Origin of the sequence: Staphylococcus microti, assembly GCF_000934465.1 — a bacterium.
In the GTDB taxonomy this organism is placed as follows: domain Bacteria; phylum Bacillota; class Bacilli; order Staphylococcales; family Staphylococcaceae; genus Staphylococcus; species Staphylococcus microti.
On sequence record NZ_JXWY01000107.1, the window covers coordinates 58,325 to 77,222 of the forward strand.

The 18,898-nt window shown below is 38.8% G+C and carries 19 protein-coding genes; 16 read left to right on the forward strand and 3 right to left on the reverse strand.

Going from position 1 to position 18,898, the window contains the following annotated elements:
* Positions 1-195: 195 nt before the first annotated feature.
* Positions 196-747 carry a peptide deformylase gene (def, locus tag TP70_RS10000; RefSeq protein WP_044361383.1) on the reverse strand — a complete coding sequence of 184 codons (552 nt, stop codon included), beginning with the start codon at positions 745-747 and terminating at the stop codon, positions 196-198.
* A gap of 166 nt (positions 748-913) precedes the next feature.
* On the opposite strand from def, the gene TP70_RS10005 reads away from it, so the two are divergent.
* The 13 genes from TP70_RS10005 (at position 914) to TP70_RS10065 (ending at position 13,558) form a co-directional block, all read left to right on the forward strand.
* Entirely contained in the window at positions 914-1,546 is a 633-nt protein-coding gene (locus TP70_RS10005; protein WP_044361384.1) for a YkyA family protein, read from the forward strand.
* Positions 1,547-1,704: 158 nt separating this feature from the next.
* Positions 1,705-2,814 carry a pyruvate dehydrogenase (acetyl-transferring) E1 component subunit alpha gene (gene pdhA, locus TP70_RS10010; protein WP_044361385.1) on the forward strand — a complete coding sequence of 370 codons (1,110 nt, stop codon included), beginning with the start codon at positions 1,705-1,707 and terminating at the stop codon, positions 2,812-2,814.
* A 3-nt stretch (positions 2,815-2,817) separates the two neighbouring features.
* Positions 2,818-3,795 carry an alpha-ketoacid dehydrogenase subunit beta gene (locus tag TP70_RS10015; protein ID WP_044361386.1) on the forward strand — a complete coding sequence of 326 codons (978 nt, stop codon included), beginning with the start codon at positions 2,818-2,820 and terminating at the stop codon, positions 3,793-3,795.
* 229 nt (positions 3,796-4,024) lie between these two features.
* The gene (locus tag TP70_RS10020) at positions 4,025-5,323 is read left to right on the forward strand and encodes a dihydrolipoamide acetyltransferase family protein (protein ID WP_044361387.1); all 1,299 of its coding nucleotides are present in this window, start codon (positions 4,025-4,027) and stop codon (positions 5,321-5,323) included.
* Between the two features lie 3 nt (positions 5,324-5,326).
* Positions 5,327-6,733, forward strand: a complete 1,407-nt coding sequence (gene lpdA, locus TP70_RS10025) for a dihydrolipoyl dehydrogenase (RefSeq protein ID WP_044361388.1) — start codon at positions 5,327-5,329, stop codon at positions 6,731-6,733.
* 401 nt (positions 6,734-7,134) lie between these two features.
* Positions 7,135-7,407, forward strand: a complete 273-nt coding sequence (locus TP70_RS10030; RefSeq protein ID WP_044361390.1) for a UPF0223 family protein — start codon at positions 7,135-7,137, stop codon at positions 7,405-7,407.
* 131 nt (positions 7,408-7,538) lie between these two features.
* On the forward strand, positions 7,539-8,078 hold the full coding sequence (locus TP70_RS10035) for a helix-turn-helix domain-containing protein (protein WP_044361391.1): 540 nt from the start codon (positions 7,539-7,541) through the stop codon (positions 8,076-8,078).
* A gap of 11 nt (positions 8,079-8,089) precedes the next feature.
* The gene (locus TP70_RS10040; protein ID WP_044361393.1) at positions 8,090-9,190 is read left to right on the forward strand and encodes an ABC transporter ATP-binding protein; all 1,101 of its coding nucleotides are present in this window, start codon (positions 8,090-8,092) and stop codon (positions 9,188-9,190) included.
* Entirely contained in the window at positions 9,177-9,983 is an 807-nt protein-coding gene (locus TP70_RS10045) for an ABC transporter permease (RefSeq protein ID WP_044361394.1), read from the forward strand. Before TP70_RS10040 ends, TP70_RS10045 begins: the two co-directional genes overlap by 14 nt.
* Entirely contained in the window at positions 9,980-10,792 is an 813-nt protein-coding gene (locus TP70_RS10050; protein ID WP_044361396.1) for an ABC transporter permease, read from the forward strand. Before TP70_RS10045 ends, TP70_RS10050 begins: the two co-directional genes overlap by 4 nt.
* The gene (locus TP70_RS10055) at positions 10,789-11,859 is read left to right on the forward strand and encodes an ABC transporter substrate-binding protein (protein ID WP_044361398.1); all 1,071 of its coding nucleotides are present in this window, start codon (positions 10,789-10,791) and stop codon (positions 11,857-11,859) included. The genes TP70_RS10050 and TP70_RS10055 overlap by 4 nt, the downstream gene beginning before the upstream one ends.
* Positions 11,860-11,917: 58 nt before the next feature.
* On the forward strand, positions 11,918-12,937 hold the full coding sequence (gene auxB, locus TP70_RS10060; RefSeq protein WP_044361400.1) for a lipoteichoic acid stability factor AuxB: 1,020 nt from the start codon (positions 11,918-11,920) through the stop codon (positions 12,935-12,937).
* Positions 12,938-13,078: 141 nt separating this feature from the next.
* The gene (locus TP70_RS10065; protein ID WP_052502914.1) at positions 13,079-13,558 is read left to right on the forward strand and encodes a DUF4064 domain-containing protein; all 480 of its coding nucleotides are present in this window, start codon (positions 13,079-13,081) and stop codon (positions 13,556-13,558) included.
* 45 nt (positions 13,559-13,603) lie between these two features.
* Here TP70_RS10065 and TP70_RS10070 read toward each other — a convergent pair whose 3' ends face one another.
* Complete coding sequence (locus TP70_RS10070; protein ID WP_044361401.1) at positions 13,604-14,215, reverse strand: YktB family protein; 612 nt, start codon at positions 14,213-14,215, stop codon at positions 13,604-13,606.
* A 111-nt stretch (positions 14,216-14,326) separates the two neighbouring features.
* On the opposite strand from TP70_RS10070, the gene TP70_RS10075 reads away from it, so the two are divergent.
* On the forward strand, positions 14,327-15,142 hold the full coding sequence (locus tag TP70_RS10075; protein WP_044361402.1) for an inositol monophosphatase family protein: 816 nt from the start codon (positions 14,327-14,329) through the stop codon (positions 15,140-15,142).
* 74 nt (positions 15,143-15,216) lie between these two features.
* Here TP70_RS10075 and TP70_RS10080 read toward each other — a convergent pair whose 3' ends face one another.
* Positions 15,217-15,402 (reverse strand): DUF5325 family protein, encoded by a 186-nt coding sequence (locus TP70_RS10080; RefSeq protein ID WP_044361404.1) that lies wholly within the window; start codon positions 15,400-15,402, stop codon positions 15,217-15,219.
* A gap of 97 nt (positions 15,403-15,499) precedes the next feature.
* Here TP70_RS10080 and typA point away from each other — a divergent pair, with 97 nt between their 5' ends.
* The gene (gene typA, locus TP70_RS10085; RefSeq protein ID WP_044361405.1) at positions 15,500-17,347 is read left to right on the forward strand and encodes a translational GTPase TypA; all 1,848 of its coding nucleotides are present in this window, start codon (positions 15,500-15,502) and stop codon (positions 17,345-17,347) included.
* Between the two features lie 312 nt (positions 17,348-17,659).
* The gene (locus tag TP70_RS10090; RefSeq protein WP_044361406.1) at positions 17,660-18,781 is read left to right on the forward strand and encodes an NADH-dependent flavin oxidoreductase; all 1,122 of its coding nucleotides are present in this window, start codon (positions 17,660-17,662) and stop codon (positions 18,779-18,781) included.
* Positions 18,782-18,898 lie beyond the last annotated feature (117 nt).

An 18,898-nucleotide genomic window follows, 5' to 3' on the forward strand; every position in this document is an offset into this window, starting at 1 on the left:
GCGGAATGTTATAAATAGAAAATAAGGAAGAATGAATTATTGGTTTTTATTGTGAAAAGTAGATAGGGAAGTATTGTTTATTATAAACGAGGGGGTTCAAACGTCTGACAAAATGGTTAAATATCTTCGAGAAAATAAAAAGAAAAAATGCCGTCAGAAATATTTCTAACGACATCTTTTATGAATCGAATGACTTTACACTTCGATGGCACCAGCTTTAGGTGTAAGCGGATTTTGTTTATCGATGTGATCGTAAAACATCACGCCATTTAAATGATCCAATTCGTGTTGGAAAACAATGGCAGCGTATCCGTTTAAACGATAGCTGACTTCGTTGCCGTCAATATCAAACCCTTTAATCGTAATACGGTGATGACGGTGAACTAATCCGGGAATATCTTCGTCAACACTTAAGCAACCTTCACCCGTCGGCAAGTATGCGTCTTGTACACTATGGCTGACAATTTTAGGGTTTACAATTCCTAAGTCATATGATTTGCCGTTACCATCATCTGGAAGATAAACAGCAAACATGCGTTTTGCAACGTTGATTTGCGGTGCGGCAAGACCGACACCACTGCGAAGTTGATATTTTTCTGCTATTTCAGGATCTTGACTATCACGTAAAAATTGTTGCATATCTAATAATGTTTGTCTTTCTTCATCTGTGAGCGGGAATGTCAACGGCTCCGCTTTTTGGCGAAGTGTTGGATGTCCGTCACGAATAATATCTTTCATAGTTAACATATTGACACCTTCCTTATCTATCAATATATCAAAAAAAGTTAGAATGGAATAGAATTATTACTTCCCAATATTGCTAGCTATCAATAGGACACAACAGATTATTGTTTGATTTATCGAGTCGTTTTCACTACAATGACGAGTGACTAAGAAGGAGGCTAAAAAGCTTATGAAAATGAAAAAAACATTAGGTGTCGCATTAGCAGCAACGATATTACTTGCTGGGTGTAACAAAGATGATGAGCAGTTTGAAAAGTATAATGAAGGTTTAACAAAACTTCAAAAAGCAGAAGCACCCATCCAACAAGTGAATAAAGAAATGAAGAAACTTGAAGAAGAAAAAGAAAAAATTTCTAAAGAAGTAAGTGGTAAAGACATTTCTTCTGTTCAAGATAAAGTAAAAGCATTTCTTGACAACTCGAATAAACGTGAAGAACAGCTGAAAAAAGAAGAAGAAGCGATGAACAAATCAAAACAAGCATTTGAAACGTTGAAAAAATCAGCTGGAAAAGTAGAAGATGAGGAAGATAAGAAAGAACTTGATGAATTCAACAAAGCTTTAGAAGAGAAATATGCGAAACACGGAGACTTTTTGAACGGATACAAAAATGTCATCGCGAAAGAAAAAGACTTATTTAGTTATTTCCAAGACACATCAGGTACGCAAGAGGGTGTTGACGAGCGTTCAAAAGCATTACAGTCAGCACAAAAAGAGATGAATGACAAAGTGAAAGCGTACTCAAAAACAATCCGAAAAGCACAAACAGAACGTGCAGATATTGAACCGATTTTAAATAATTAATATATAACAGTTCTGAAGAATAACTATAACAGTTTCGACAACTGTAGTGATACCAACTACTACAGAACTTGCATCAAACCACTTAAAAGTCACACAGTTTTGTGTTACAATTATTTAAGATGAATTATATATAAAAAGGGAAAGGTATGGTGAATTGCATGGCTGCTAAGTTAAAAGCCCAATTCGATGCAGAACAAGTATTGAAAGATACTGAATCGAAGTTTGAAATGGTTCAAATCTTAGACACAGATGGTAATGTGGTTAACGAAGATTTGCTTCCAGATTTATCAGATGAAGAATTAGTAGAATTAATGAGAAGAATGGTTTGGACACGTATTTTAGACCAACGTTCAATTTCTTTAAATAGACAAGGACGTTTAGGTTTCTACGCGCCAACAGCAGGTCAAGAAGCATCACAACTTGCTTCACAATTTGCATTAGAGAAAGAAGACTTCATTCTTCCAGGTTACCGTGACGTACCACAATTAATCTGGCACGGTTTACCATTAACAAAAGCTTTCTTATTCTCACGTGGACACTTTGTAGGTAACCAAATGGAGGATGTGAACGCATTAAGTCCACAAATCATCATTGGTGCACAATACATCCAAACTGCGGGTGTAGCATTCGGTCTTAAAAAACGTGGTAAAAAAGCTGTTGCAATTACTTACACTGGTGACGGTGGTTCTTCACAAGGTGACTTCTATGAAGGTATCAACTTCGCGTCAGCTTACAAAGTACCAGCTATCTTTGTAATCCAAAACAACAACTACGCGATTTCTACACCACGTTCTAAACAAACTGCTGCTGAAACATTGGCACAAAAAGCAGTTGCAGTAGGTATCCCTGGTATTCAAGTTGACGGTATGGATGCATTAGCTGTATACCAAGCAACTAAAGAAGCGCGTGACCGTGCGATTGCTGGTGAAGGTCCAACATTAATCGAAACAATGACTTACCGTTATGGTCCACATACTATGGCTGGTGACGACCCAACACGTTACAGAACTTCTGATGAAGATGCAGAATGGGAGGAAAAAGACCCACTCGTACGTTTCAGAAAGTTCTTAGAAAACAAAGGTTTATGGTCTGAAGAAAAAGAAAATGAAGTGATTGAACAAGCTAAAGAAGAAATTAAAGTTGCAATCAAAGAAGCTGACAACACACCTAAACAAACAGTGACTTCATTAATGGAAATCATGTATGAAGACATGCCACAAAACCTTGCAGAACAATATGAAATTTACAAAGAGAAGGAGTCGAAGTAAGCCATGGCACAAATGACAATGGTTCAAGCGATTAATAACGCGCTAGCAACTGAACTTAAAAACGACGAAAACACTTTGATTTTTGGTGAAGACGTTGGTGTTAACGGTGGTGTATTCCGTGTAACAGAAGGTTTACAAAAAGAATTCGGTGAAGACCGAGTATTCGACACACCTTTAGCTGAGTCTGGTATCGGTGGTTTAGCATTAGGTCTTACGACACAAGGTTACCGTCCAATTATGGAAATCCAATTCTTAGGTTTCGTATTTGAGGTATTTGACTCTGTAGCAGGTCAAATCGCACGTCACCGTTTCCGTACTGGTAACTCAAAAGCTGCACCTGTTACAATCCGTACACCATTCGGTGGTGGGGTGCACACACCAGAACTTCACGCTGACAACTTAGAAGGTATTCTTGCTCAATCACCAGGTCTTAAAGTAGTTATTCCATCTGGTCCATACGATGCAAAAGGCTTATTAATTGAAAGTATCCGTAGCAACGATCCAGTTGCATACCTTGAGCACATGAAATTATACCGTTCATTCCGTGAAGAAGTACCTGAAGAAGAGTACACAATTGAACTTGGTAAAGCCAACGTTAAACGTGAAGGTACTGATTTAACAATCATTACTTACGGTGCAATGGTACAAGAAGCAATGAAAGCTGCTGAAGAACTAGAAAAAGAAGGTCATTCAATCGAAGTGATCGACTTACGTACAGTTCAACCATTAGACATCGACACTTTAGTCGCTTCTACAGAAAAAACTGGACGCGTTGTCGTAGTTCAAGAAGCTCAAAAACAAGCAGGTGTCGGCGCAAACGTTGTAGCTGAATTATCTGAACGTGCGATCCTTTCATTGGAAGCACCTATCGGACGTGTTGCAGCACCTGACACAATTTATCCATTCACTCAAGCTGAGAATGTTTGGTTACCAAATAAAAATGATATCATTGAAAAAGTAAAAGAAACATTAGAATTCTAATAACAGACTGACTGTTATGTGAGTTGTCTCTTTTGAGCAATGATGCATAAAAAGTTAGCTCGCTTCGTAAAGCCATTCAATATTGTTGAGGGATTTACTCTTAGCGAGCTGCTTTTAAGATAATATATAAGCATGAATATTTGTTGTATAACGAAGAGAAGTGCTAAATTTAACTCGACACCTACGAATTCGGCAGAAAAAATTTGATTTAAAATTAGGAGGAAACAACGTGGCATTTGAATTTAAATTACCAGATATTGGTGAAGGTATCCACGAAGGTGAAATTGTAAAATGGTTCATTAAAGCTGGAGACGCTATTGAAGAAGATGACATTCTATGTGAAGTACAAAACGACAAATCAGTTGTTGAAATTCCATCTCCTGTAACAGGAACAATTGAAGAAGTTGTAGTTGAAGAAGGTACAGTTGCTGTTGTTGGTGACACAATTGTAAAAATCGACGCACCAGATGCAGGCGACATCCAATTCAAAGGACATGACAACGATGAGCCTAAAGCTGAAGAAGCGCCAAAAGAAGAAGTTAAAGAAGAAGCACCTGCTGCAGCCCCTCAAGCAGATGTAGAAGTAGACGAAAACCGTATCATCAAAGCAATGCCATCAGTGCGTAAATATGCACGTGACAACAATGTGAACATTAAAGCTGTTAATGGTACAGGTAAAAATGGTAGAATTACAAAAGAGGACGTTGATGCATTCTTAAACGGTGGCGGTCAAGCAGCTGCTGCAACAGAAACAGTATCAGCAGAATCTACTGAATCAGCAGCACCAGCAGCGTCAGCGGCGCCAGCAGCTTCTGTTGAAGGTGAATTCCCTGAAACAACTGAAAAAATCCCTGCAATGCGTAAGGCGATTGCTAAGGCAATGGTTAACTCTAAACACACTGCGCCTCATGTAACATTAATGGATGAAATTGATGTTCAAGCATTATGGGATCACCGTAAAAAATTCAAAGAAATTGCTGCTGAGCAAGGTACGAAGCTTACATTCTTACCATACGTTGTAAAAGCATTAGTTTCTGCATTGAAAAAATACCCAGCGCTTAACACTTCATTCAATGAAGAAGCAGGCGAAGTGGTACACAAACATTACTGGAACATCGGTATTGCTGCAGACACAGAAAGAGGTCTTTTAGTACCTGTAGTAAAACATGCTGATCGTAAGTCTATGTTCCAAATTTCAGATGAAATCAATGAACTTGCTGTTAAAGCACGTGATGGTAAATTAACATCTGATGAAATGAAAGGTGCAACATGTACAATTAGTAACATCGGTTCTGCAGGTGGACAATGGTTCACACCAGTTATCAACCACCCAGAAGTTGCAATCTTAGGTATTGGTCGTATCGCTCAAAAACCTATCGTTAAAGATGGTGAAATTGTAGCAGCACCAGTATTATCATTATCATTAAGCTTTGACCACAGACAAATTGATGGTGCGACTGGTCAAAACGCAATGAACCACATCAAGCGTTTATTAAACAATCCAGAACTATTATTAATGGAGGGGTAAAATATGGTAGTCGGAGATTTTCCAATTGAAACAGATACTATTGTCGTAGGTGCAGGTCCTGGTGGATACGTTGCAGCAATTCGTGCAGCACAATTAGGACAAAAAGTAACAATCGTTGAGAAAGGTAGCCTTGGTGGTGTATGTCTTAACGTTGGTTGTATTCCATCAAAAGCACTTTTAAACGCATCACATCGTTACGACCATGCGAAACATGGTGAAGAGCTAGGTATTACAGCTGAAAACGTATCATTAGACTTTGGTAAAGTACAAGACTTCAAAGGTTCTGTTGTAAACAAATTAACAGGCGGTGTTGAAGCGTTACTTAAAGGTAACAAAGTTGAAATCGTTAAAGGTGAAGCTTATTTCGTTGATGGTAACAGCTTACGCGTTATGGACGAAACAAGTGCACAAACTTACAACTTCAAAAATGCAATCGTTGCGACAGGTTCACGTCCAATCGAAATCCCTAACTTCAAGTTTGGTGAGCGTGTATTAGATTCTACAGGTGCATTAAACTTACAAGAAGTACCGAAAAAATTAGTTGTTGTCGGTGGCGGATACATCGGTTCTGAGCTAGGTACAGCATACGCTAACTTCGGTACAGAAGTAACAATTCTTGAAGGTGCGAAAGAAATCCTTGGTGGATTCGAAAAACAAATGGTTGCACCTGTTAAGAAGAAAATGAAAGCTAAAGGTATGACAATCGAAACAGAAGCTTTAGCAAAATCAGCTGAAGAAACTGAAAACGGTGTTAAAGTAACTTACGAAGTGAAAGGCGAAGAAAAAACAATCGAAGCTGACTACGTATTAGTTACTGTAGGTCGTCGTCCAAACACTGAAGAATTAGGTTTAGAAGAAGCTGGCGTAAAACTTACTGATCGTGGTTTAGTTGAAGTTGACAAACAAGGTCGTTCTTCAGTAAACAGTATCTTTGCAATTGGTGACATTGTTCCGGGTCTTCCATTAGCACATAAAGCAAGCTATGAAGCAAAAGTTGCTGCTGAAGCAATTGCAGGACAAAATGCTGAAGTAGATTACATCGGTATGCCTGCTGTATGTTTCACAGAACCTGAACTTGCACAAGTGGGTTACACTGAAGCGCAAGCTAAAGAAGAAGGTATTGCTTACAAAGCATCTAAATTCCCTTACCAAGCAAACGGTCGTGCATTATCATTAAACGACACTGACGGTTTCGTTAAGTTAATCACACTTAAAGAAGACGACACGTTAATCGGTGCACAAGTTGTTGGTACAAGTGCTTCTGACGTTATCTCTGAATTAGGTCTTGCTATCGAAGCAGGCATGAATGCAGAAGATATCGCGTTAACTGTTCACGCGCACCCAACATTAGGTGAAATGAGCATGGAAGCTGCTGAAAAAGCAATCGGTTTACCAATCCACACAATGTAATCATTCGTGTTAATATATAAAGAGGCTGAGCCATCGTGCTTGGTCTCTTTTTTGCTTGATAAAACGAGCTATTGTATTGTAGTGTGTATTGAGAACCATGAAGGATCGTTTCTATTGCGAGACTCATAGCAGCATAAGCCGAAGTGAGAAATCCAGAAACGCTTCTAAATACTTTAAAATAAAGCGTTTATTAGTTCGAGCGAGGACTGCAGGAAAGCGAGTAATAAAGAAACGATGGTACTGAACAAGCGTATAACCCATTAAGATTGTACGCTTCGACATGCCTAGCTATTTCTATATATATGAAATTATAATAAAACTAGGTACTTTTAATGATCTATCCACCACAGAATATAAGCTTCATGAATAAGCGTGATTTACGTGAAAGAGGTGAAATGTACATGGAATATCAATATCCGATTGATGTCGATTGGTCACATGAAGAAATGTTAGATGTCATTCAATTTTTTAATAAGATTGAAGCGTATTATGAATCATCTGTAGAACGTGAACAGTTAATGGACAGTTATCGAGCTTTTAAAGATGTAGTACCGGGTAAAGCAGATGAAAAAAATATATTTGATGACTTTAAAAAAGCAAGTGGATATGACAGTTATCAAGTGATGAAAAAAGCGAAAAATACACCGGATGCTAAAACTTTGAGCAATCGATAAAAAAGATGAAAAAATGGTTGTAATTAGAGCTGTATTTTGTTATTTTTATTAAGCGTTAAACAAAATGTTTAGTAAAAGTAAACTTAGTACAGCTTTTTTGTATGGAATGTTATAAAGATGTAGGTGAAGAGATGGAAATTGGTCAAAAGATTAAAGATTTACGACATCTTAAAAATCTGACGCAAGAAGAACTCGGGGAACGGACGGATTTGTCTAAAGGCTATATATCACAAATAGAGAGCAATAAGACATCGCCAAGTATGGAGACGTTTCTTAATATATTAGAAGTGCTCGGTACGACGCCGCGTGATTTTTTTGAGCAGCAACAAGTGACGAAAGTACATTATCCGCGTGAAGAACAACTGACGTATGATGAATATGATAAAGGCTATTTTTTACAATGGCCGGTTAAGACATCAAATGAATTCGATATGGAGCCGCTATTGCTCACATTGCAACCGAATGCAGCGTATAAAACATTTGAACCGTCGATGTCTGATACGTTTATTTACTGCTTAGAAGGGGCGGTGACACTGACGTTAGGAGATGATGTGTTTGATGCACGCAAAGGGGATGCACTTTACTTTAAAGCAACGAAAGAACATAGATTATCCAATCATGGAGATGTTGAAGCACACATTATGCTTGTAGCAACATCATCTTATTTATAGGAGGAACGCAATTGGCACCTTTATTAACATTTGAACAAGTGACCAAAGCTTATGATGGTACAGTCATTTTAGATGGTATTGATATAGAGATAGAATCAGGTCATTTTTATACGATCTTAGGGCCTTCTGGCTGTGGTAAAACGACAATATTGAAGCTGATTGCAGGCTTTGAAACGCCTGATGCAGGGAAAATTGTATACCTTGGCAATACCATCAATGATTTACCTGCGAACAAACGCCAAGTGAATACGGTGTTTCAAGACTATGCGTTATTTCCACATCTCAATGTGTATGATAATGTTGCGTTTGGTTTGAAGCTTAAAAAACTCAACAAGCAAAAAATTGATGATAAAGTCAAAGAAGCACTTAAATTAGTGAAGTTGGAAGATTATATTAACAGTCCGATTCAAGCGTTGAGTGGCGGACAAAAGCAACGTATTGCGATTGCACGTGCGATTGTAAATGAACCAGAGATTTTGTTATTAGATGAGTCGTTATCTGCACTTGATCTAAAGTTACGAACGGAGATGCAATATGAATTGCGTGAGCTTCAATCACGTCTAGGTATTACTTTCATTTTTGTAACACATGACCAAGAAGAGGCATTAGCGTTAAGTGACTACATCTTCGTTATGCGTAAAGGGAAAGTGGAACAGTTTGGGACACCGCTCGACATTTATGATGAGCCGGTAAACCGCTATGTGGCTGACTTTATCGGTGAATCTAATATTATTGAAGGAACGATGATCGAAGACTTTGTCGTCAATATTTACGGCCAAGATTTTGATTGTGTCGACCAAGCGATTGCGCCGAATACACCTGTAGATGTCGTGATTCGACCGGAAGATATTGCGCTCGTAGATGCAGAGAAAGGACTCTTCCAAGCGACCGTCACATCAACACTATTCCGTGGTGTGCATTACGAGATTATTTGTGAAGATCATAAAGGCTATGAATGGACGATTCAATCAACTAAAAATGCTGTCATCGGTTCACGTGTCGGCTTAGATTTCGAACCGGAAGCGATCCATATTATGGTGCCGGGTGAGACGGAAGAAGAATTTGATGCACGTATTGAAGGATATGGAGATGGTAACGATGAAACATCTTAATCGTTGGTTAGCCATTCCGTACTGGCTTTGGATGCTCGGTTTTATTATTGTACCTGTCATTTTATTAGTCTATTTTTCATTTACTGATATGCAGGGGCATTTTTCATTAACGAACTATACGCAATTTTTAACGTGGCGATACATGCGTATGCTGATTGAGTCGATTGTATATGCGGCGATTATCACATTGATTTGTTTGTTGTTTAGCTATCCAGCTGCATTTTTTATTCGTCAGTCGCGTCATGCGGCTACGTGGCTATTAGTGATGATTATTCCAACGTGGATGAATCTACTACTTAAGACATATGCATTTATTGGGATTTTCAGTCATGATGGTATTATCAACCAGTTTTTAAATGTTTTGCATATTCCATCACAGACTATTTTATTTACAGCACCTGCATTTGTAGCGGTCGCAGCCTATATTTACTTGCCTTTTATGCTTTTACCGATTTACAACAGCATGAAAGACATTCCAGATCAAATGTTCTTTGCGGCACAGGATCTGGGGGCGGACACGATGACAATGGTGCGTAAAGTGTTGTTTCCATTAACGATTGAAGGTGTTAAAACGGGCATTCAAGTTACGTTTATCCCTGCGTTATCATTATTCATGATCACACGCTTAATTGCAGGGAACAAAGTGATCAACATCGGGACAGCGATTGAAGAACAATTTTTAGTGATTCAAAATTTTGGGATGGGTGCAACGATTGCGCTATTTTTAGTGTTATTTATGATGCTCACCTTGATATTCACACGCACTAAAGACCAAGGAGGGACATCACGATGAAATGGTATGGAAAAGCTTATTTATACGTCTTGCTTATCATATTGTATGTGCCTATCTTTTTCTTGATGCTTTATTCGTTTAACAGTGCTGGGAATATGATCCGTTTTGAAGGATTTACACTGGAACATTACGAGACCTTGTTTGCGAATAAGCGGTTGTTACAAGTCGTGTTTAACACGATTGCCGTGGCATTGATTGCAGCAGCGATTTCAACAGTGATTGGATTGTTCGGTGCATTAGTACTGTATCAAATTCGCCAACAAATGCTGAAAGTCTCATTGTTGACATTGAACAATGTGTTGATGGTTTCATCCGATGTTGTTATCGGTGCGTCATTTTTAATTATGTTTACAGCTATTGGACACTACACAGGCTTTAGCTTAGGTTTTACATCAGTACTTGTATCACACATTGCTTTTTGTATTCCGATTGTGGTGATTGTGATTTTGCCGAAGTTATATGAGATGAATCAGTCGATTATACAAGCGGGCAAAGACTTAGGGGCAACGGAATGGCAGTTACTGACAAAGATTTTAATTCCACAGTTGATGCCGGGTATTATCGGTGGCTTTTTTATGGCATTAACGTACTCGTTAGATGACTTTACTGTCAGTTTCTTTGTGACTGGAAATGGCTTCAGCGTTTTGTCTGTTGAAGTGTATTCAATGGCACGTCGTGGTGTCAGCATGGAAATCAACGCCATCTCAACGCTGCTATTTGCGGTTATTATGATTGGTTTGCTCGGTTACCAATTGCTACAACGTTACCAACGTAAACAACAATTTAAGAGACAAGGGGTGTCACAATGAAACAATTTGTCCAATTAATTGGTGGTGCTTTAGTGGTCGGCATCTTGTGTCTCGGTTTAGGCTATTGGGTGAGTCATGATGATGTGAAGCAACAACGTGAACAGATTTATGTCTATAACTGGGGGGAATATATTGACCCTGAATTGATTCAAAAGTTTGAGCGTGAAACAGGGATTAAAGTCGTCTATGAAACATTCGACTCAAACGAAGCGATGGAAGCGAAAATTAGAAACGGCGGTACGCATTATGATGTCGCGTTTCCAAGTGATTATACGATAGAAAAAATGAAAAAGTCGAATTTATTAATTCCGCTTGATCATCAACAAATACCGAATATGAAACATTTAGACAAGCGATATATGAACCAACCGTTTGATCCTGACAATACGTATTCAATGCCGTACTTTTTTGGTACAGTGGGCATTTTGTATGATCAAGAGAAGTACCCGGATATGACGTTCGAACATTGGTCAGACTTAAAAGACCCGCGTCTTAAAGAAGATGTCGTGTTTGTCGATGGTGCGAGAGAAATCATAGGATTAGGGTTAAATAGTCTCGGGTATAGTTTGAATGATACAAACACACAACATTTGCAAGAAGCGGAAACACACTTGAAAACATACGCACCGAACATTCGAGGTGTTGTAGGGGATGAAGTGACTATGATGCTTGAGCAACATGAAGCAAGTGTTGCTGTTATGTGGAGCGGTTCAGCTGCACCACTTTTTCAAGAAGATGATCGTTTTCAATATGTTGTACCGAAAGATGGCTCGAACTTATGGTTTGATAATATGGTCATTCCAAAGACAGCACAAAATGTGGAAGGGGCGCATCAATTTATCAACTTCTTATTAGATCCTGAAGTCAATAGTCAAAATACGGAATGGGTGGCATACGGTACACCGAATAAAACGGCTAGAGCATTGCTACCAGATGATGTGAAGCACGATACCCGTGTTTATCCGACTGAAGAAACGCAGAAACGATTAGAAGTTTATAAAGATTTAGGTACTGACGTATTGAGTGAATACAATGAACGCTTTTTGAATTTTAAAATGGGGTTATAATTTAGAAATCGTTGTAAAATACGATATAATATAAGGAAAAGCATTAAGGAGTGACATTATGACAGGTGATATATATACACAGGTCCGACGTCCTGTAAATCGAGTCGCCGAGAAAATTTTAGGCTGGCTGAGCTGGCTGCTATTACTAGGTACAACTGTCGTTGCAATGTTCTTCGGATTGGTGTTATTCAGCAATGAAAGCTCCATTCAGAACTTTGAAGCAGAACTTGCAAACAATGCAGGCGTGCAAAACTTTTTAGCAAATTATAATATGACGTCAACAGAGTTAATCATACATTTACAAAATGGTGTTTGGGCATTTATTGTCTATTTAATTGTATGCCTATTAATTTCATTTTTAGGGTTAATTTCAATGAACCATCGCGTGATTTCAGGGCTGTTATTTTTAGCTGTTGCGATTATGACATTACCACTGATTTTCATGTTAGTACCGATCTTTTTCTTCATTATCGCATTGATGATGTTTGGGCGTAAACCACGCCTAGAAACAGTACCAATGTATGACGGTTTTGAATATGGTCGAGGACCTGTTTATGAACCGACATATGTGCCGGATTCAGAGCCTGTGCAACCGCAACAACTAAAGCAGACAGTCCGTCAAGAAACTGTGAATGCAACACCGCAACAAGAAGAGGAACCTGCTGTTATGTCACGTTCAGCGAAGTATCATCACAAACAAGCTGACACAGAAGAAACAGATGTGCCAGCAAGCGAACAAGAAGCGGTTACGTTAGATGATACATTATTGCGTGAAGATGTCGCACAAGCACAACAAACGACTGAACCACAAGATGACTATGCGTATACGTACCATACGCAAGAAGCAAATGTGCCGTTGACGAAAGACGAATTGAAGCAGCAGAAGAAAGAAGAAAAAGCACAATTAAAGGCAGAACGTAAAGAAGCACGTAAAGCGAAAAAAGCGTATGAGAAAGAACAGCGTAAAAATAGACCGAGTGCGTCATCTCAACGTCGTCAAAACTATGAAGACCGTATGAAACTGAATAAAGAACGTACGGAACAAGCAGCGGCAAAAGAGGATACGGATACTCATTAATAGGGTAGAAGAAAGTGCTAGAGACTTATGAGATAATATACAGTTTCTAGCACTTACTTTTTTCAAAAGGAAATAGATATTTACTGAAAAGTATGTTTTAATGAAAATGAACAGCTTAAATTACTAAAGGAGGACTTTGATATGGCTGATAATTATACGTATCAAACACAACAAGATGCGCCGTTACACAACTTACAACCTGAAAAGCCGTTTAAAAGAACGGTTGAAAAAGTATTAACATGGATTGGTATAGTGTTACACGCGATTTGGGGGCTGATCATTTTCAGTTTTGGTGCGATTGTAGATAGTAGAGAATTTCGTGCACAATTATTAGAACAAGGTTATGACCCGGAACAAACAGTAGAAGCAATGGGTGCACTATCGACGACAGGCATTCTTTTGGCGATTATTCCGTTTGTTTTAGCTTTAGTAGCGGTATTTTTATTCGGTAAAAAAGTATTAGCAGGTATTTTGTTAATCTTAGCTGCAGTCACAGGTGTCATTTTAAGTGGTAGCTTTATTGCAGCCTTACTATGGTTTATCGCAGCGATTATGTTATTCGTACGCAAACCGAAAAATCCACAATATGTGGGCGTTCAACAAAACAATCACACATACTAAGTAAATAAAGACGGTACACATTTTGCGTGTGTGCCGCCTTTTTAATTAACGATAAAATTTTAATAAATAATCAAATGTTTCTTCTAAATAAGCTAAAAATGTTTCATCATCTTTTAATTCCGGTGCATCCGGTGTGAGTGAACGTGCAACGAAAAATTCGCCTTTTTTCACATTTTTTGCACGTGCGATACCTTTTTCAATCTCTTCTGCTGACAAGTGACTAATTTTAGACTTATCTGGTTTTGTATGGTCGAGTGAAATTTGAAAATCTGCCGGTAAATTCATCAACGTATCCATATTTTTTTCAAAGACTTCAACGTCTTGTGCTTTATTTTTATCTTCGTGCATCATGCCATACATCACAAATAAGTGATCTTCAAACAGACCGATTTGGAAGTGTGGCATCATTTTATAGCCGCGTTGATTTGTCGCGATCGCCACCCATGTATCTTTTGGTGGGTTTACTGTACGACGTGCATGTTTTGCGACGTGCGGATAAAACGTTTCACCTGTGACAGTTTCTAAATAATCGGCAAAGTGATCGCCCAGTGCGCGAAGTTGTGGACGGACATATGTATCAAGTGCTGCCATGCGTTCAGCTAAGCCATCGACTTCAAAAACTTTAAAAGCTTGTTCATTGAATGTATAACGTACCATAAGATACCTCCTATGTTATATTAGAATGATTCTATTGTAGCATATACCAGTGCCTGCCACATTTATCTTACACTATTTTCATGTATAATATAGGCAATAGGAGTGAGTGCTATGCATTTATATGATTATGCCAAAAGTTTGGTATTAGAAGCAGGGAATCATTTACGTCAGTGGATGACTGAAACTTTAGATATTGAAACAAAATCGAACCCGAATGATCTCGTGACAAATGTCGATAAAGCGGTTGAACAATTTTTAGTAGATCAAATTACATCAACCTATCCACAACATCAAATTATCGGTGAAGAAGGACATGGTCATGATGTGACAGCATTAGAGGGCGTGACATGGGTAATCGATCCAATTGATGGTACATTGAACTTTGTACATCAAAGCGCAAACTTTGCGATTTCTGTCGGCGTGTTCAAAGATGGCAAACCATATGCTGGCTTTGTGTATGATGTTATGGCGGACACGTTGTATCATGCAAAAGCAGGCTTTGGTGCGTATAAAAATGAACAGTTGTTAGAACCGATTGAAGATACGAATCTTGCGCAAAGTATCGTTGGTATGAATGCGAACTGGTTAGCAGGTAAGAAGATTAGTCCGGTGTTAACACCGATTATTCAAGATTCACGAAGTGCACGTGCTTACGGTTCGGCAGCGTTAGAAATTGTTCATGTGGCAACAGGGCAGTTAGCGGCTTATATCACACCGCGACTGCAACCGTGGGATTTTGCTGGGGGCATGATTATTTTGAATGAAGTTGGCGGTATTGCGACGAACTTTATTGGGAAACCTTTAGAGATTACGCATCCAGACTCAGTGATTGTGGCAAACAAAGCAGTACATGAAACGATTTTAAATGATTATATGATGCCGAATTATGACTTTTTAGCACCATGGCATAAAAATTACAAACAATAGAAAAACGGCACATCTTATGATCGCTCAGTTGCGGCCATGGGATGTGCCTTGTTATGTCGTGCGTTTAAAAAATATTATAACCAGTCGTTCTCACGATATTTCTTCTTCAAAGTAAAGCCGTAACCAAACGTTGCCATCATCAATGCAAATGTAATGACCATCCATAAAAGACTGCCTGCAGCAATGGCAAAACTAAACATTGTTAAAAAGAAAACGGCAACAATTGCCAAAACAAGAAAAATAGTTTTAGATTTTTGCATTCTTAACCCCACCTCGTTGTTTCATCTGTGCAGTTATATGATATAATAAACAAGTTACAAAAGAAAGTGGCAATTTACTCATGAAAGGAATTACAGTATGACAAGTAGAAGAGAAGATGTGCGCAACATTGCGATTATTGCTCACGTAGACCATGGTAAAACAACATTGGTCGATGAATTATTAAAACAATCAGGAATTTTCCGTGAGAACGAGCATGTTGAAGAACGTGCAATGGACTCGAATGACATTGAGAGAGAACGCGGTATTACAATTTTAGCGAAAAATACAGCGATCAATTATAAAGGAACTCGTATTAACATTTTAGATACACCGGGACACGCAGACTTTGGTGGCGAAGTAGAGCGTATTATGAAAATGGTAGACGGTGTTGTACTCGTTGTCGATGCATATGAAGGAACAATGCCTCAAACACGTTTCGTATTGAAAAAAGCATTAGAACAAGACTTGAAACCAGTCGTTGTTGTAAACAAAATTGATAAACCATCTGCACGTCCAGAAGGTGTCGTTGATGAAGTATTAGACTTATTTATTGAGTTAGATGCCAACGACGAACAATTAGAATTCCCAGTCGTTTATGCATCAGCAGTAAACGGTACAGCAAGCTTGGATTCAGACAAACAAGATGAAAACATGCAATGCTTATATGAAACGATTTTAGATTACGTACCGGCACCAATTGATAACCGTGATGAACCATTACAATTCCAACCAGCGTTATTAGACTACAACGACTATGTTGGACGTATCGGTATTGGTCGTGTGTTCCGTGGGACAATTAAAGTTGGCGATAGCGTATCACTATTAAAATTAGACGGCTCAGTGAAAAACTTCCGTGTTACAAAAATCTTTGGTTTCTTCGGTTTAAAACGTGAAGAAATTCAAGAAGCGTATGCAGGGGACTTAATTGCGGTCTCAGGTATGGAAGACATCAACGTTGGTGAAACAATTACACCACAAGATAATCAAGAAGCATTACCTGTATTGCGTATTGACGAACCAACATTAGAAATGACATTCCGTGTTAACAACTCACCATTCGCAGGGCGTGAAGGTCAGTTTGTAACTGCACGTCAAATTCAAGAACGTTTGGATACACAACTGGAAACAGACGTTTCATTAAAAGTAACGCCAACAGATTCACCAGATGCGTGGACAGTCGCAGGACGTGGGGAATTACATTTATCTATTTTAATTGAAAATATGCGTCGTGAAGGTTTTGAATTACAAGTATCAAAACCACAAGTTATTTTAAAAGACATCGATGGCGAGTTACACGAGCCTTTCGAACGTGTACAAGCAGAAGTACCTGAAGAATATGCGGGTGCAATTATCGAATCACTTGGACAACGTAAAGGTGAAATGGTCGATATGGTAACGACAGATAACGGCTTAACTCGTTTAATCTTCAACGTACCAGCACGTGGCTTAATCGGTTATACGACAGAATTTATGTCTATGACACGTGGTTACGGTATTATCAACCATACGTTTGATGAATTCCGCCCACGTATTAAAGGACGTCTGGGTGGACGCCGTAACGGTGTACTTGTTTCTATGGACCAAGGTAGCGCAAGTGAGTACGCGATTTTAGGTTTAGAAGATCGTGGTATCAACTTTATGGAGCCGGGTACAGAAGTGTATGAAGGTATGATTGTTGGACAAAACAATCGTGAAAATGACTTAACAGTGAATATCACGAAAGTCAAACATCAAACAAACGTGCGTTCAGCAACGAAAGATCAAACAGAAACAATGAAAAAACCACGTATTATGTCATTGGAAGAAGCGCTTGAGTTTATCAATGACGATGAGCTTGTAGAAGTGACACCTGAAAACGTTCGTTTAAGAAAGAAAATCTTGAACAAAGGACAACGTGAAAAAGAAGCGAAACGAATTAAACAAATGATGGAAGATAACGCATAATTTAATATGTTATGTTCACTCGGTCACACCGTAAAGCAATTTACGACGTGTGACCGAGTTTTTGTATGTTTAAAGGATTTGGTACTATCATAAATTTGACATTATTTTGAAGCTTAAGCACAGGTTTTTGTTATATTTTTCTTTGTATGATGAGTAGAAATCTTGATTAAATAAGTTGTCTCATTTAACATTGGGAATTAGATTGTAAAACAATGATTTGTTAAGAGAAGATTGGGACGTGTTTTATCGTTTTCCAAAGTACTCATTTATGATGCCCAGTCTTTTTAACGTTTAGACAGGAGGATGTTCGACATGAAAGAAGAATTTCAACCGTTGTTTCAACCACTTACATTGGCAAATGGTCAGACGATCCCAAATCGTTTTGTGTTGGCACCGATGACGCATACGATTTCAAATGAGGATGGTACAGCGTCAGAACGTGAGATTGCCTTTGTTGATTCGCGTACGAAAGGGATTGGACTCGGAATTACAGCTGCAAGCTATACGAATGTTGAAGGGAAGGCTTTCCCTGGCGAACCGTCTATTTCAAAAGCACAAGATCTTGAAGGACTACGTCGTGTTGCCGAAACGATTAAAGCGAACGGGGCGAAAGCTGTGGTACAAATTCATCACGGTGGTGTCAAAGCGTTGCCACATCTTGTACCAGATGGCGATGTTAAAGGACCAAGTGAGGTAGAAACGTATGGCTTTGGCCAAAGTGAACCACATCGTGCTCGTGCGATGACGACTGATGAGATACGTCAAGCGATTGAAGACTTTGGACATGCGACGTCGTTAGCGATTCAAGCGGGCTTTGACGGTGTTGAAATTCATGGTGCCAATCATTATTTAATTCATCAATTTTTCTCGCCATATTACAATCGCCGTGAAGATATGTGGGGAGAACCGATGCGTTTTCCAATGGCTGTTGTGGACGAAGTGGTACGTGTTGCCAATGAAGAAGGTCAAGAAGACTTTATTATCGGTTATCGCTTTTCTCCGGAAGAAGCTGAGTCTCCAGGCATTACGATGTCACGTACGAAATGCTTAGTAGACGCACTAATTGAGAAACCGCTAGATTATTTACATGTGTCATTGTCTAGTATTCAATCTGTCACACGTGAAGGGGAATATGAAGGCGAGAAGCGCATTTCGTTACTATTGGATTGGATAGACAATCGCATGCCATTGATTGGTGTCGGTTCAATATTTAATGCGCAAGATTTATTAGCTGCCCAAGAAACAGGTGTGCCAATGATTGCATTAGGTCGTAGTATGTTATTAGACCCAGCTTTTGTCGAAAAAATCGAATCAGGTCGTGAAGCGGACATTATTGATTATTTTGATCCAGAGCGAGAAGATCAACATCACTTGCCTGAAGAAATATGGCAAGCGTTTAACTCAGGACAGTACCCATCTCCTAAAAAACAATAAAACTAAAAAAAGGGGCTGGGACATAGGCATCCAGTTTCTTTGATAAAAAGTCGTTAAAATTCAGTTTTGGGATTTTAACGACTTTTTTATCTTATGTATAAACAAAAAACTAGCACT